Consider the following 14,924-nt stretch of genomic DNA (forward strand, 5'->3'; position numbering starts at 1 on the left):
ATATGTGATCGGACGGTGACCTGGGTCATGTGCCGGAAACAGAACGGTCCTTACCGGTAACCGGACGACACCTGGGGGAGAGATGCAGACAAAGGTCCGATTTGGTGGCCTTGTGCGACGGGCGGCCGCCCGGCCACTCGTGACCGCGTTGGCCGGAGCGCTCGCCGGGGCCACGGTAGCGGCCCTCACCGCCGCGGCGATATGGCCCCACCCTTCCCCGCCCGCGACCGGCCAACCCCTGCGTCAGCTCGAAATCCCCCTCGACGCACCGGCCGTCAAAGCGGGGAACCTCGAATTCCGCGCCCTCGCCCTTCGCTGCGGCATCGCCGTCATCGTCGGCACCCACGCCGAACACCCCGCGAAGGGCCGCCTCTGCCGCGTCCGCCTCTCCGTGACCGTCGACGACTCCGTCAGCGCACGCCTCGACAACGACCTCCACCGGCTCGTCCTCGCCGACGGCAGCAGGCACTCCATCGACTGGGAGGCCATGCAGATCAAGCGCCAGCCCCTCACCGTCGACATCGGCGCCCACGACAGCGCCCAGTACGACCTGTGGTTCGACATCCCCCGCGACGCCGCCGTCGACCGCCTCGCCGTCGCCAACGACAAAGGGATGCCCTCATCGGACATCCCCCTGCCGTCGCGCGACTGGCCCGACCACTCGGCCTGAACCGTTCCCCGGCCGACGCTACTTGGCGCCGCCGTCCACCTCTTCCAGCACGGCCTGCGCCACCGCCTGCATCGTCATGCGGCGGTCCATCGACGTCTTCTGGATCCACCGGAACGCTGCAGGCTCCGACAACCCGTACTTCGTCTGCAGGACGCTCTTCGCCCGGTCCACCAGCTTGCGCGTCTCCAGCCGCAGGCTCAGGTCCGCGACCTCCGCCTCCAGCGCCCGCAGCTCCGTGAACCGCGACACGGCCATCTCGATGGCCGGCACGACGTCGCTCTTGCTGAAGGGCTTCACCAGGTACGCCATGGCGCCCGCGTCCCGGGCCCGCTCCACCAGCTCGCGCTGCGAGAAGGCGGTCAGCATCAGCACCGGCGCGATCTTCTCCTTGGCGATCCGCTCCGCGGCCGAGATCCCGTCCAGCACGGGCATCTTCACGTCCAGGATCACCAGGTCCGGCCGCAGCTCCTCGGCGAGCTTGACGGCGGTCTCGCCGTCCCCCGCCTCACCGACGACGGAGTAGCCCTCCTCCTCGAGCATCTCTTTCAGGTCGAGCCTGATCAGAGCCTCGTCCTCGGCGATCACCACGCGGGTGGTCTGCGGCGGTACGTGCGACTGCTCGTCAACGGGCTCGGCGGCGCTCACGGGACTCCTCGTTCCAGGGCAGGTGCTGCGACTAGAGCCTACCTAGCTGCGGTGTCGCGTACCCGCACGGTACGCTGTGATCCGCAACCCGCCGGGTTGGTGGAACGGCATACACGGATGTCTCAAACACATCTGCCCGTGAGGGCTTGCGGGTTCGAATCCCGCACCCGGCACTTTTTCGCGAACATCCCGTTCGAGTGAATGTTCCCCCTTTCCGCCTTGTTGATCTTCGGCTTCCGCTCAAAGTGGACGCATGGTCGCACAAGGGAACGATTTGCGTCACCGGGCGATTGCCCTCTGCCGATCGGGCATGCCGAACGCCGAGGTCGCCCGTCGGCTCGGAGTCCCGCCGGGAACCGTGGGCTACTGGCTGCACGTGGATCGCTCAAGACGTGGTGAATGTCCAGGAAGGCGGCCGCCGCCGTCCTGCCCCCGATGCGACGACACTCCGCTCGACGAGGTGGCGTACGCCTATCTCCTCGGGCTCTACCTCGGCGACGGACACATCGTCCAGCACTCCCGGCACCGTGTGCCCAGTCTGATGATCACGTGCTCGGAGAAGTGGACCGGGCTCATTGACGAGGCGGAGCGGGCCATGCGCGCGGTTTTCCCGCAAAACAGGACGTGCCGCGTCCGCAAGACCGGGGCACTCAATGTCAAGGTCTACTCGAAGCACCTGTGGTGTCTGTTCCCGCAGCACGGCGAAGGCAGGAAACACGAACGCCACATCGCCCTCGAGCCGTGGCAGCAAGCGATCGTGGACAGGTACCCGTGGGGCTTCATCCGCGGACTCATCCATTCCGATGGCTGCCGGATCACCAACTGGACGACGCGGATCGTCGCTGGGGAACGCAAGCGCTACGAATATCCACGCTACTTCTTCACCAACAAATCCGACGACATCAGGAGACTCCTCACGGACACCCTAGACAAGGTCGGGGTGGAGTGGCGGGTCACCCGGCGCGGCAACGATCCGTACAACATCTCCGTCGCCCGACGGGAGGCCGTCGCGCTCATGGACCGCTTCATCGGTCCGAAGCATTGAGCCGGGCGCTGGTGTGCCGGGTGGCGACCGCCGTCGTGGGGTCCTCGGGCCAGGGGTGCTTGGGGTAGCGGCCGCGGAGTTCCGCGCGCACCGCGCGGTAGCCGTCGCGCCAGAAGGATGCGAGGTCGGCGGTGACGGCGGCGGGGCGGCCGGCGGGTGAGAGCAGGTGGACGAGGAGGGGGACGCGGCCGCCGGCGATGCGGGGGGTGGCGGTCCAGCCGAAGAGTTCCTGGAGCTTGGCGGCGAGGACGGGGCGGTCGTCGTCGTAGGAGACGCGGATCCTGGAGCCGGAGGGGATCTCCATGCGTTCCGGGGCGAGTTCGTCGAGGCGGGCGGCTTCGCCGGTCGCCCAGGGCAGGAGGCGGCCCAGGGCGGTGGCGGCGTCGGCGCGGGCGAGGTCGGCGCGGCGGCGGGCGGTGGCGAGTTCGGGGGCGAGCCACTCGTCCGCGCGGGAGATCAGGGCCTCGTCGGAGACGTCGGGCCAGGGGGCGCCGATCTCGCGGTGGAGGAAGGCGAGACGCAGGCGCAGGGTGTCGGCGTCGCGGGTCCACCTGAGCAGGCCGGGTCCTTCGCGGCGGAGGCCGTCGAGGAGGGCGGTGCGCAGTTGTGCGGGGTCGGGGTGGGCGAGGGGGCGGGTGGTGAGGGTGATCGCGCCGAGCCGGGCGGCGTGGTGGGCGGTGACGTCGCCGTCGGTCCAGGTGACCTCGTCGGTCTCGGTGAGCAAAGGTGCGGCGGCGGTGCGGGCGGTGTCCTCGTCGATGACGGCGGCGAGGCGTACGCGGGCGGAGGGGAAGCCCGCGGGGCGGTCGGCGACGGCGACGGCGAGCCACTGGGGGGTGCCGAGGCGTGTGCCGTCGGCGAGCTCGGCGGCGGTGCCGGAGGCCATCAGGTAGCCGGTGCCGGTGCCGGTGCCGGTGACGGCGCCGTTGCCGCCGCCGCGGCGGCGGGCGACGCGTTCGGGGAAGGCGAGTGCGGTGACGAGTCCGGCGGCGGTGTCGTCGGTGAGCGCCGTGGCGGGGTGGTCGGGCGCCGAGGCGGCGAGGCGGCGGGCTTCGCGGCGCCAGCGGTCGGCGTGGGCGTCGTGGGCGCGGCGGGCGGTGCGCCAGGCCGTGGCGAGGTCGTCGCCGTGGTCGCGCGGGGGTTGCTCGGAGAGGAGGGCGACGATGTCGGCGGCGCGGCGGGTGCCGGTGCGGGGGGCGCCGTCCAGGAGCGCGCGGGCGAGGCGGGGGTGGAGCCCGATGCGGGCCATGCGGTCGCCGCGGTCGGTGGTGCGGCCGTCGGGGCGGAGGGCGCCGATGGCGGTGAGGACGTCGTGGGCGGCGGCGAGGGCGCCGGGTGGGGGCGGGTCGAGGAGCGCGAGCCCGGAGGCGTCGGGATCGCCCCACGCGGCGGCCTGGAGGGCGAAGGGGGTGAGGTCGGCGACGGCGATCTCGGGGGAGGGGAAGCGGGGCCGGCCGGTGTCCTCGGCCTCGTTCCAGCAGCGGTAGGCGGTGCCGGGGGCTTCGCGTCCGGCGCGTCCGGCGCGCTGGGTGGCGGTGGCGAGGGAGGCCCGGACGGTGGTGAGGGAGCCGAGTCCGCGGGCGTGGTCGGTGCGGGGTTCGCGGGCGAGGCCGGAGTCCACGACGACGCGGACGCCGGGGACGGTGAGGCTGGACTCGGCGACGGAGGTGGCGAGGACGACGCGGCGCCGGGCGCCGTCGCCGCCGCGGAGGACGGCGTCCTGGACGGAGGCGGGTGCCTGGCCGTGGAGTTGGAGGACCTCGGCGCCGATGTCGCCGAGCAGGCCGGCGACGCGGGCGATCTCGCCGGTGCCGGGGAGGAAGCACAGGACGTCGCCGTCGGCGGTGCGCAGCGCGGTGCGGACGGTGGCGGCGACGTGGTCGAGGAACGCGGGGTCGACGCGCATGCCGTGCGGGGGGCGGGTGCCGTGCGGCGGGGGTGCGTGGGTGACGGCCACGGGGTGCATGTGTCCCCGGGCGTGGACGACGGGTGCGTCGCCGAGCAGCCGTGACCAGGCGTCGGCGTCGGTGGTGGCGGAGGCGGCGACGATGCGCAGGTCGGGGCGGAGGGCGGCGCGTACGTCGAGCAGGAAGGCCATGGCGGTGTCGGCGTCGAGGTGGCGTTCGTGGCACTCGTCGAGGAGGACGGCGGCGGTGCCGGGGAGTTCCTGGTCGCGCTGGAGCCGCTGCAGGAGGACGCCGGTGGTGACGACCTCGACGACGGTGCGGGGGGAGACCTTGCGGTCGCCGCGGACGGTGTGGCCGATGAGGCCGCCCGGCTCCTCGCCGAGCAGCCAGGCCATGCGGCGGGCGGCGGCCTTGGCGGCCATGCGGCGCGGTTCGGCGACCACGACGGTCCGGGTGGGCCGGTCGTCGAGCAGGCCGGCGAGGGCGAGCGGGACGAGGGTGGTCTTGCCGGTGCCGGGCGGGGCGGCGAGGACGGCGCAGCCGTGGCCGTCGAGGGCGTCGTGGAGGGCGGGCAGGGCGGTGCGCACCGGGAGGGCGGCGAGGGCGTCCTCCCGGGTTCGCGCGGGGCGGGGAGTCACGGGGCGACGCAGACGAAGATCGCGGTGCCGGGGATGACGCGGCCGCGCTGCGGGGACCAGCCGCCCCACTCCGCGGTGTTCCAGGCGGGCCATTCGGGTTCGACGAGGTCGACGAGGCGGAAGCCGGCGGCGCTGAGTTCGCGGACGCGGTCGCCGAGGGTGCGGTGGTGCTCGACGTAGACGGCGTGCCCGTTCTCGTCCTGTTCGACGTAGGGGGTGCGGTCGAAGTAGGAGGCGGAGGCGGTGAGTCCCTCGGGGCCGGGTTCGTCGGGGAAGGCCCAGCGCACGGGGTGGGTGACGGAGAAGACCCAGCGGCCGCCGGGGCGCAGGACGCGCCGGACCTCGCGCATGACGCGGGCGGTGTCGGCGATGAAGGGGAGGGCGCCGTAGGCGGAGCAGGCGTGGTCGAAGGAGGCGTCGGCGAAGGGGAGGACGCCGGCGTCGGCCTGTACGAGGGGGAAGGGGCTGTGGCCGTCGTCGATGCGGCGGGCGTGCTGGAGCTGGCGGTGGGAGAGGTCGAGGGCGATGGGCCGGGCGCCGTGCGCGGCGAGCCAGCGGGAGCACTGGGCCGCGCCGGCGCCGATCTCCAGGATGCGGGCGCCGTCGAGGCCGGCGGCGGGTCCGAGGAGGCGGAGTTCGTCCTCGGTTGCTCCTTCCGGGCCCCAGACGAAATCGGAGTCGCCGAGGAACTCCCCGTGGTCGCTCTGGTACTCGTCCGCGTTGCGGTCCCACCATCCGCGGTTGGCTCGGCTGCTCTCCGTGTCGTCGGCGACACGGCGCGTGGCCTCGGGTTCTTCGGGGGCTGGCCGGGGGGCCGGTGGTTGGATCATCGCGCTGGTCGTCGTACCCTCTGTGGTGACCTGTGGCTGCGGTGTCACCGCAGCACGTCTATGTGCCAGTGCCCGGTACGGGGTGTTAAGCCCGTGGTGTGCTCTTCGTGCATTGACCGTGCCCGGCTGCCCCCGTATGCTACAAGTTGCGCTGCGAGCCTGCGCGCCTCGGACGGAGCAGGCTGCGCTCACATCTGTTGTACCTCTCGGCCTTGTGGGCTGTCCGGAATCGGCAGGAGCGAAACGGGCTTACGGCGTAGCAGTACCTACGACTTCATGTCCGTACCGGAGCCCTTTTCCTAATGACGAGCAGCACCGAGGCCCAGGCCCCTCGTACCACCCCGCAGGTGGCGGTCAACGACATCGGTTCCGAGGAAGCCTTCCTCGCCGCGATCGACGAGACGATCAAGTACTTCAACGACGGCGACATCGTCGACGGCGTCATCGTGAAGGTCGACCGGGACGAGGTCCTGCTCGACATCGGTTACAAGACCGAGGGTGTCATCCCCTCGCGCGAGCTTTCGATCAAGCACGACGTCGACCCCAACGAGGTCGTCGCCGTGGGCGACGAGATCGAGGCCCTGGTCCTCCAGAAGGAGGACAAGGAGGGTCGTCTGATCCTGTCCAAGAAGCGCGCCCAGTACGAGCGCGCCTGGGGCACGATCGAGAAGATCAAGGAAGAGGACGGCATCGTCACCGGTACCGTCATCGAGGTCGTCAAGGGTGGTCTCATCCTCGACATCGGCCTTCGCGGCTTCCTCCCCGCCTCCCTGGTCGAGATGCGCCGTGTCCGCGACCTCCAGCCGTACGTCGGCAAGGAGCTCGAGGCCAAGATCATCGAGCTGGACAAGAACCGCAACAACGTGGTCCTGTCCCGTCGCGCCTGGCTGGAGCAGACCCAGAGCGAGGTCCGCCAGACCTTCCTCACCACCCTCCAGAAGGGCCAGGTGCGCTCCGGCGTCGTCTCCTCCATCGTCAACTTCGGTGCCTTCGTGGACCTGGGTGGCGTGGACGGCCTCGTGCACGTGTCCGAGCTGTCCTGGAAGCACATCGACCACCCCTCCGAGGTCGTCGAGGTCGGCCAGGAGGTCACGGTCGAGGTCCTGGACGTCGACATGGACCGCGAGCGTGTCTCCCTGTCGCTGAAGGCGACCCAGGAAGACCCGTGGCAGCAGTTCGCCCGTACGCACCAGATCGGCCAGGTCGTCCCCGGCAAGGTCACCAAGCTGGTGCCGTTCGGTGCGTTCGTCCGCGTGGACGAGGGCATCGAGGGTCTGGTCCACATCTCCGAGCTGGCCGAGCGCCACGTGGAGATCCCGGAGCAGGTCGTCCAGGTCAACGACGAGATCTTCGTCAAGGTCATCGACATCGACCTCGAGCGCCGCCGCATCAGCCTCTCGCTGAAGCAGGCCAACGAGTCCTTCGGTGCCGACCCGGCCTCGGTCGAGTTCGACCCGACCCTGTACGGCATGGCCGCGTCCTACGACGACCAGGGCAACTACATCTACCCCGAGGGCTTCGACCCCGAGGCCAACGACTGGCTCGAGGGCTACGAGACCCAGCGCGAGGCTTGGGAGCACCAGTACGCCGAGGCGCAGACGCGCTTCGAGCAGCACCAGGCGCAGGTCATCAAGTCCCGCGAGGCGGACGCCGAGGCCGCGGCCGAGGCCGGCGAGGCGGCTCCGGCCGGCCCGACCGGTGGCTCGTACTCCTCGGAGTCCGGTGACCAGTCCGGCGCCCTCGCCTCGGACGAGGCGCTGGCGGCGCTCCGCGAGAAGCTGGCCGGCGGCCAGAGCTGATCGCAGGGCCCACGCCCACGCATCACGGAAGGACCCGCTCTCCTTTGGAGGGCGGGTCCTTCCGCGTTCGCCGGGTCCGGGCGGGAATGCGCGGGCTGTACGGCCCGTTGCACTCAGAGTTGACGAAGACCGAGGGAAGGGTGCGCAGTGCTGGATCCGCAGGGGCTGTACGCATACGAGCCGGGCGGGGCAGAGGCGGTCGACGAGGCGTTCGGTGAGACCGGGCCCGTGCTGCTGTACCACTTCGAGGGGTACATCGACGCAGGTGAGACCGGGTCGCAGGTCGTCGAGGAACTGCTGGAACGGCAGGAGCACCGGCTGGTGGCGCGTTTCGACGCGGACCGCCTGGTGGACTACCGGGCGCGCCGTCCGCTGATGACCTTCAAGCGGGACCGCTGGACGGGCTACGAGGCGCCGGAGATCGCGCTGCGGCTGGTCCGTGACAGCACGGGCTCGCCGTTCCTGCTGCTGTCGGGTCACGAGCCGGACATCGAGTGGGAGCGTTTCGCCGCGGCGGTGGTGCAGATCGTCGAGCGCCTGGGCGTGCGGCTGGCGTTGAACTTCCACGGCATCCCCATGGGCGTGCCGCACACGCGGCCGGTGGGGCTGACGCCGCACGGCAACCGGCTGGACCTGGTGCCGGGACACCGCACCTGGTTCGACGAGGCGCAGGTGCCCGGAAGCGCCGAGTCGCTGATCGAGTACCGGCTGGCCGAGGCGGGCCGTGACGTCCTGGGTGTGGCCGCGCACGTACCGCACTACCTGGCGCGTTCGGGGTACCCGGATTCGGCGCTGGCCGTGGTGGAGGCGCTGACGGCCGCCACCGGCCTGGTGCTGCCGCAGGTGGCGCACGCTCTGCGGATGGAGGCGCACACGGTGCGCGCCGAGATCGACCGCCAGGTCGCCGATGGCGATGTGGAACTGGTCGCGGTGGTGCAGGGCCTGGAGAACCAGTACGACGCGATGGCGGGCGGCGGCAGCCGGCAGAACCTGATCGCCGAGCCGGTCGAACTGCCGTCGGCGGACGACCTGGCGGCGGAGTTCGAGCGTTTCCTGGCCGACCGCGAGGACGACGGCGCCTGACCGGGCTCGTGGGTGTGCGGGGGCACCGGTAGTCTCGCGCCATGGTCAAAGTGGGGCTGACGGGCGGGATCGGGGCGGGCAAGAGCGCGGTGTCGCGGCTGCTGGTCTCGTACGGGGCGGTGCTGATCGACTCCGACCGGATCGCGCGCGAAGTGGTGGAGCCCGGCACACCCGGGCTGGCGTCGGTGGCCGCCGAGTTCGGCGCGGAGGTGCTGGCCGCCGACGGGTCCCTGGACCGCCCGAAGCTCGGCGCGATCGTCTTCTCCGACCCCGAGCGGCTGCGGGCGCTGAACGCGATCGTCCACCCGCTGGTCCGGGACCGCTCGGCCGAGCTGGAGCGGGCCGCGGGCCCGGACGCCGTCGTCGTGCACGACGTGCCGCTGCTGGCGGAGAACGGTCTGGCGCCGCTGTACGACGTGGTCGTGGTGGTGGACGCCGCCCCGGAGACCCAGTTGGACCGGCTGGTGCGGCTGCGCGGGATGGCCGAGGAGGACGCCCGGGCCCGGATGGCGGTGCAGGCCACCCGGGAGCAGCGGCTGGCGGTCGCCGACGTCGTGATCGACAACGACGGGCCGCTGGAGGCGCTGGAGCCCCAGGTCCGGCAGGTGTGGGAGCAGTTGCGTCAAAAGATCGTCGAGAGCTGATCCGGAACCCTCTCCGCGGGACGTCCATGGGGCAGTGGGGTCGCCGCGCCGTGGACATGAGGGGGATGCGGATGGAAGCCGTGTCGGCCGCGATCGGGATCGCCGTCGTGGTGCTGGGGCTGGGCCTGCGCTTCTTCGAGCGCGCGGCCTGGAGCGACCGCCCCTCCGCCGAACCGCACCCCGCCCCGGCCCCGCCCCCGCCGTCGCGCCGGGCCCGGCCGCGGTCGCGGACCCCGCGGGGCCCGCCGCCGAGGCCGACGGCGCGGCACCGGTGGCCCTGGAGGCGCCGGAGGACCGGCCGGGGCCCGCGGTGCCTGCGCAACGGCGTCCGGTGGACGGGGAGGGCTGAGGGCCCGCCGCTGTTCCCTGGGGAATGCATATGCGGATGGTGATGTTGGGTAGTTGTGAGCTGTTGAGTGCCCGGGGAAGGAGGCGGCTGTGCCCGAGCAGAGCCCCGAGAACCACGTCATCGACTTCCGCGCGGCCGAGCATCTGCTGGCGGCCCGCGACGCCCGCGGGGCGGTGAAGCTGCTGGACTCGGTCATCGCCGCCCACCCGGAGAACACGGCCGCGCGGCTGCTGCGTGCCCGGGCCTTCTTCCTGTCGGCGCAGCTGCGCCCGGCCGAGCTGGAGTTCCAGGTCGTCCTGGAGCGCGAGCCGGACAACGCGTACGCGCACTTCGCCCTGGGCCGCACCCTGGAGCGTTCCGGCCGGTCGGCCGAGGCGCTGCGGCACTTCCGGCTGGCGGCGGCGCTCGACCCCAAGCCCGACTACCTGCAGGCGGCCCGCTTCCCCGACCCGGCGTGAGCCAGGCCGGGGAGTTCGCCCGGTTTTACGGCGAACACCCCTCGCGTCACATTGATCCGCATCGTCACTCCCGTTACGGTTCCGGGGCACGCGTTCTGACGCAGCCCCAACTGTCGGGAGCCGGCCGTGACTCGAGTGACCAGGCGGATGCTGCTGGGTTCCGCCGCCGCGACCGCGGCGGGCGCGGTGTTCCCCACGGGGGCGGCGGGCGCGACCATGGCCGCCTCCTTTGACACCGGGCCCGCGCACGCCGCGCTGGGCCGGCTGCTGCCGCGCCACGCGGAGCAGTTCAGGCTGGTCGCGCTGGGCCAGGGGAACGGCGGCAAGGACGGCGAAGGGTCCGACCGCTTCCGGATCGCGGGCGGGCGGGGCAGCGTCGAGGTGGCCGGGACGTCACCGGCCACACTGCTGTGCGGCGTGCGCTGGTACCTCAAGCACGTGTGCGGCGTGGGCGTCTCCTGGGTGGGCGACAGCCTGGACGCCCTGCCCGCGACGCTTCCCGCCCCGCCCCCGGACGGCATCGCCCGGCGCGCCACCGTGCCGCACCGCTTCGTCCTGAACGACACCAACGACGGCTACACCGCCCCCTACGCCGACTGGTCGCGCTGGGAGCGCTTCATCGACGTCCTGGCACTGCACGGCTGCAACGAGGTGCTGGTGGTGGCCGGCGCCGAGGCCGTGTACCGGCGTGTGCTGCGCGAGTTCGGCTACTCCGACCGCGAGGCCCTGGCCTGGTTGCCGGCCCCGTCCCACCAGCCGTGGTGGCTGCTGCAGAACCTGTCCGGGTACGGCGGCCCGCTGACCCCGGGCATCGTCGACGCCCGCGCCGCGCTGGGCCGCAGGATCACCGCGCGGCTGCGGGAACTGGGCATGGCCCCGGTGCTGCCGGGCTACTTCGGCACCGTCCCGGACGGCTTCGCCGGACGCAACGCGGGGGCGCGCGTCGTCCCGCAGGGCACCTGGCACGGTTTCGCCCGCCCGGGCTGGCTCGACCCGCGCAGCGGCGCCTTCGCCGCCGTGGCCGCATCCTTCTACCGCCACCAGAAGAAGCTGTTCGGCGAGGCCGGGTACTTCAAGATGGACCTGCTCCATGAGGGCGGGACCGCGGGCGACGTGCCCGTGCCCGCGGCCGCCCGGGGCGTCCAGGAGGCGCTGAGCGCGGCGCACCCCCGCGCGACCTGGGTGATCCTCGGCTGGGAGAAGAATCCGCGGGCCGATCTGCTGGGAGCCGTCGACAAGGAGCGGATGCTCGTCGTGGACGGCGTCTCCGACCGCTACGCCTCGGTCACCGACCGCGAGCGGGACTGGGCGGGCACCCCGTACGCCTTCGGCTCCATCCCCAACTTCGGCGGCCGGACGACGATCGGCGCCAAGACCCATGTGTGGGCCGACCGCTTCTTCAGCTGGCGGGACAAGCCCGGCAGCGCGCTGTCCGGCACCTGCTACCTGCCGGAGGCCGCCGAACGCGACCCGGCCGCCTTCGAGCTCTTCTGCGAACTGCCCTGGCACGAGCAGCGGGTGGACCTGCCGACCTGGTTCGACACCTACGCGCGCACCCGTTACGGCACCGAGGACGGCCAGGCCCGCGTCGCCTGGCAGGCACTGCGCCGCACCGCCTACCGGCACGACGCTCTGGAGCGCGCCGACGCCCACGACAGCCTGTTCACGGCCCGCCCTTCGCTGACCGCCGACGCCGCCAGCGTGTACGCGCCGAACACCCTCACCTACGATCCCACCGCCTTCGACACGGCGTTCGCCGCACTGCTGGCCGTGTCCGCCGGGGCACGCCGAAGCGACGCCTACCGCTACGACCTGGTCGACGTCGCCCGGCAGGCCGTCGCCAACCGCAGCCGGCAGCTCCTGCCGCAACTGCGCGCCGCGTTCGAGCGTGGCGACGCGGCGGTCTTCCGCCAGCTGTCCGAGGTGTGGCTGCGGCTGATGCGGCTGGCCGACGAGGTGGCGGGCGGTCACCGGGCGTTCCTGCTCGGCCCCTGGCTCGCGGAGGCCCGGGCCTGGGGAGGGGCGGACGCGCAGCGCGCCGGACTCGAGCGCACCGCGCGGGTGCTGATCACCACCTGGGGCGGGCGGGCGACCTCGGTGTCACTGCACGAGTACGCCAACCGGGACTGGAACGGCCTGGTCGCGGACTTCTACCTGCCGCGTTGGCGGACCTTCCTGGACGACTGCGCGGCTTCCCTCGGCACCCGACGTGCACCGAGGGAAGCCGACTGGTACCGCACCGAGGAGCGCTGGACGAAGCGCGCCGGGAGCTACCCCACCCGGCCCACCGGCGACGCGCACACGCTCGCCCGACGGGCCTACGAGACCCTTGCCGCGACCCCCTACCAGGGCACGCTGGCCGTGACGGCGCAGCCCGCGACGCTGGTACCGGGCGGCCTCGCCCTGGTGACGGCCGAGTTCACCAACACCAACGGGCTCGCCCCCACGGGCACGGTCGGCTTCTCCCTGACCACCAACGGCGTGCGGGCCGCACCCCGAGGGGCGCTGTCGCTGCCGCGCGTGGCGGCCGGCGGCACCGGCCGTGCCAGCTGGCACGTCACCGCGCCCGAGGCGCGTCCCGAGCGGCCGCTGTCGCCGCTGCGGTACGAGGCGCGGGCCGCGTACGAGCCGGTGCCGGGCGGCGCGCGGGTGCCCGCGGTCGCCGCGGGGGACCTGTACGTCGCGGGCCCGCTGGACGCCGAGTACCACACCGTCAACGGCACCGGCGCCGTCTTCGGGCAGCTCGGCGACCGCTTCGCCATCGACGGCGCCGGGCGCGACCTGTGGAAGGGCACCGCCGAGTTCGCGGCACTGCTGCGGCGCGGCGCGCTGAGCGACGGAGGGACGGTCACCACCCGGGTCGACAGCCAGGCGAAGACCGCCGCATGGGCGCGGGCGGGCATCGTCGTCCGCGACGACCTCGACGATCCGGCCGCCCCGGGCTTCCTGAACCTGGCGGTGAGCCCCGGGCACGGGGTGACGCTGTCGTACGACTCCGACGGCGGCGGCCTGCTCAACCGCTACCGGCGGCTCGCCGGAGTGCGGGCCCCGGTGCTGCTGAGGCTGCGCCGCCGGGGTCGCGCGTATACGGGGGAGTGCAGCACCGACGACGGGACGACATGGCGGAAGGTCGCGACCGTGACGGTCCCGGCCGCGGCCCGGACGCAGGACGTGGGGCTCTTCATGACCGCGGGCAACGGCGGCACGGGCGACCGCGGCCTGGTGGAGTTCACCGGCTTCCGCATCGGCTGAACCCGGCGGCCCCTCGCCCTCAGCCGGTGCCGTCACCCGTGCCGACGGCGGCGACGAGGGCCGCCAGGGCGTCACCGAGCCGGTCCACTCCCTCGCCGGGGGCACCGCCGGGCTCCGTCATGTATCCGTCCCGGCGGATCTCGACCATCAGCGCCGACACCTCGCGCACCTCGCCATAGTGCTTCAACGGCACATAGGTGCCGGCGAACGGCGAGTCGAGGCCGATCTCGCCGCACGGCGCGAAGGCCTCGCGGGCCGCGTCCAGCAGCCAGGCCGGGGTGTGGAAGGCGTCGGTGCCCAGGCAGACCGCGGGGCGGGGCCCGCCGCCGTGCAGTTCGTAGGGGAGCGGCGCGGCGGGGTAGGAGTGCACGTCGATGACGACCGCCCGTCCGGTGGCCGCGAGCCGGTCCTGGACGGCGGCCGTCATGGCGGCCGCGTACGGCTCGAAGTACGCGTCCAGCAGATCCCGTTCGTGGCGGGGGTCGTCCTCGCGCAGCGGGGCGCCGTGCGAGGTGCGGGTGTAGACGGCGCCCATGCCGACGGCGCGCATCTCCTCCCGCTCGTCCGGGAACCGCTCGGGGTCGACCACCAGCCGCGACAGGAGGTTGGTGAACCGCCAGGCGCCGGTCCGCGCGGCGGCGCGCACGGCGATCAGGTCGGTGTACGCGTCCGTCACGTGGTCGAGTTCGGCCGCCAGCGCGTCGTCGTCCAGGAGGATGCGCTCGCGGACGTGCCCGGGCACGGCGCGGGCACTGTGCGGGACATGGAGGAGCACCGGTGAGTCCGGTGCGCCCTCGGTGACACGGAAAGTCGATTCATCCATTTCTCCACCCCTCTCCGCTCCTCCCCGCCTCCCATCGGCACCGCCGGAGTCACCCGCGGGCACCCCGCCCTTGTGACGGATGCCGTCCACGGCGGTGTGGGCGGCAGGTCAGAACAGCGGCTCCGGCAGCACACCCTCCAAGGCCAGCAGCGAGCGCTTGATGTCGAGCATGCGCAGGCCTCCGCCGAAGCCGCCGATGCCGCCGTCGCTCTCCAGGACCCGGTGGCACGGGACGACGACGGGCAGCGGGTTGGAGCCCATGGCCGTCCCCACGGCCCGGGCCGCGCCCGGCTCGCCGACCCGGTTCGCCAGATCCTGGTAGCCGACCACACTGCCGAACGGGACACCGGCCGACAGCTCGCGCAACACGCGGCGGTTGAAGCCGGTCGTCAGCGACCAGTCGAAGTCGAGGTCGAAGGTGTGCCGCGTCCCGGCGAAGTACGCCTCCACCTGCGGTATCGCCTCGTCGAGCCGGGCTCCCGCGGCGCTCGCGGACCCGGGCCTGCGCGCCGCCGCGGCGCCCAGCCGGGAGCAGATCCGCTCCAGCACGGCGGGGGCCTCCTCCTCCCCGGTCCGGAAGGCCACGTGGACAAGGCCCTGCCCGGTCGCGGCGAGCAGCAGCGGCCCGATCGGTGCATCCAGCACCGTCCAGGCGACCTCGGTGGCATGGGTCTGGGGTTGCGTCACGGTTCCCACCCTAGGGCGGGGCACCGACAGTCGGTGCCGGCCCGGTGCCGGTCGCCGTCCCCGTACGGTGCCGGCAACCGGCCGCACGCCCTGC

Annotated in this window: 12 protein-coding genes and 1 tRNA gene; 8 read left to right on the forward strand and 5 right to left on the reverse strand. The window is 72.9% G+C overall.

The window, feature by feature from the left end; genetic code table 11:
* Positions 1-139 precede the first annotated feature (139 nt).
* Positions 140-670 carry a DUF4352 domain-containing protein gene (locus B085_RS45390; protein ID WP_161275766.1) on the forward strand — a complete coding sequence of 177 codons (531 nt, stop codon included), beginning with the start codon at positions 140-142 and terminating at the stop codon, positions 668-670.
* A gap of 18 nt (positions 671-688) precedes the next feature.
* Here the strand turns inward: B085_RS45390 and B085_RS0103725 are convergent, their stop codons facing one another.
* Positions 689-1,315, reverse strand: a complete 627-nt coding sequence (locus tag B085_RS0103725) for an ANTAR domain-containing response regulator (protein ID WP_018557220.1) — start codon at positions 1,313-1,315, stop codon at positions 689-691.
* Positions 1,316-1,405: 90 nt separating this feature from the next.
* On the opposite strand from B085_RS0103725, the gene B085_RS0103730 reads away from it, so the two are divergent.
* Both B085_RS0103730 and B085_RS0103735 read left to right on the forward strand, forming a co-directional pair.
* A tRNA-Leu gene (locus tag B085_RS0103730) sits at positions 1,406-1,488 on the forward strand.
* A gap of 80 nt (positions 1,489-1,568) precedes the next feature.
* Positions 1,569-2,360, forward strand: a complete 792-nt coding sequence (locus B085_RS0103735; protein ID WP_026250642.1) for a helix-turn-helix domain-containing protein — start codon at positions 1,569-1,571, stop codon at positions 2,358-2,360.
* Here B085_RS0103735 and hrpB read toward each other — a convergent pair.
* Positions 2,341-4,998 carry an ATP-dependent helicase HrpB gene (gene hrpB, locus B085_RS0103740; RefSeq protein WP_078619728.1) on the reverse strand — a complete coding sequence of 886 codons (2,658 nt, stop codon included), beginning with the start codon at positions 4,996-4,998 and terminating at the stop codon, positions 2,341-2,343. The genes B085_RS0103735 and hrpB overlap by 20 nt on opposite strands.
* Positions 4,902-5,735: a class I SAM-dependent methyltransferase gene (locus tag B085_RS0103745; RefSeq protein WP_018557223.1), complete on the reverse strand. Its 834-nt coding sequence runs from the start codon at positions 5,733-5,735 to the stop codon at positions 4,902-4,904. The genes hrpB and B085_RS0103745 overlap by 97 nt, the downstream gene beginning before the upstream one ends.
* A gap of 302 nt (positions 5,736-6,037) precedes the next feature.
* Here B085_RS0103745 and rpsA point away from each other — a divergent pair, with 302 nt between their 5' ends.
* The 5 genes from rpsA (at position 6,038) to B085_RS0103770 (ending at position 13,320) form a co-directional block, all read left to right on the forward strand.
* Positions 6,038-7,534 (forward strand): 30S ribosomal protein S1, encoded by a 1,497-nt coding sequence (gene rpsA, locus B085_RS0103750; RefSeq protein ID WP_018557224.1) that lies wholly within the window; start codon positions 6,038-6,040, stop codon positions 7,532-7,534.
* Positions 7,535-7,681: 147 nt separating this feature from the next.
* Positions 7,682-8,617: a PAC2 family protein gene (locus B085_RS0103755; protein ID WP_018557225.1), complete on the forward strand. Its 936-nt coding sequence runs from the start codon at positions 7,682-7,684 to the stop codon at positions 8,615-8,617.
* A gap of 41 nt (positions 8,618-8,658) precedes the next feature.
* Positions 8,659-9,261: a dephospho-CoA kinase gene (gene coaE / locus B085_RS0103760; protein WP_018557226.1), complete on the forward strand. Its 603-nt coding sequence runs from the start codon at positions 8,659-8,661 to the stop codon at positions 9,259-9,261.
* Between the two features lie 438 nt (positions 9,262-9,699).
* Positions 9,700-10,068 carry a tetratricopeptide repeat protein gene (locus tag B085_RS0103765; protein ID WP_018557227.1) on the forward strand — a complete coding sequence of 123 codons (369 nt, stop codon included), beginning with the start codon at positions 9,700-9,702 and terminating at the stop codon, positions 10,066-10,068.
* A gap of 147 nt (positions 10,069-10,215) precedes the next feature.
* Positions 10,216-13,320, forward strand: coding sequence for an alpha-N-acetylglucosaminidase TIM-barrel domain-containing protein (locus B085_RS0103770; protein WP_018557228.1), 3,105 nt, complete (start codon positions 10,216-10,218; stop codon positions 13,318-13,320).
* A 19-nt stretch (positions 13,321-13,339) separates the two neighbouring features.
* On the opposite strand, the gene B085_RS0103775 is transcribed toward B085_RS0103770, so the two are convergent.
* Both B085_RS0103775 and B085_RS0103780 read right to left on the reverse strand, forming a co-directional pair.
* Positions 13,340-14,143 carry an N-formylglutamate amidohydrolase gene (locus tag B085_RS0103775; RefSeq protein WP_018557229.1) on the reverse strand — a complete coding sequence of 268 codons (804 nt, stop codon included), beginning with the start codon at positions 14,141-14,143 and terminating at the stop codon, positions 13,340-13,342.
* A gap of 108 nt (positions 14,144-14,251) precedes the next feature.
* Complete coding sequence (locus B085_RS0103780) at positions 14,252-14,830, reverse strand: methylated-DNA--[protein]-cysteine S-methyltransferase (RefSeq protein ID WP_018557230.1); 579 nt, start codon at positions 14,828-14,830, stop codon at positions 14,252-14,254.
* Between the last annotated feature and the right edge of the window lie 94 nt (positions 14,831-14,924).

This window comes from Streptomyces sp. BoleA5 (assembly GCF_000373665.1).
Classification (GTDB): domain Bacteria; phylum Actinomycetota; class Actinomycetes; order Streptomycetales; family Streptomycetaceae; genus Actinacidiphila.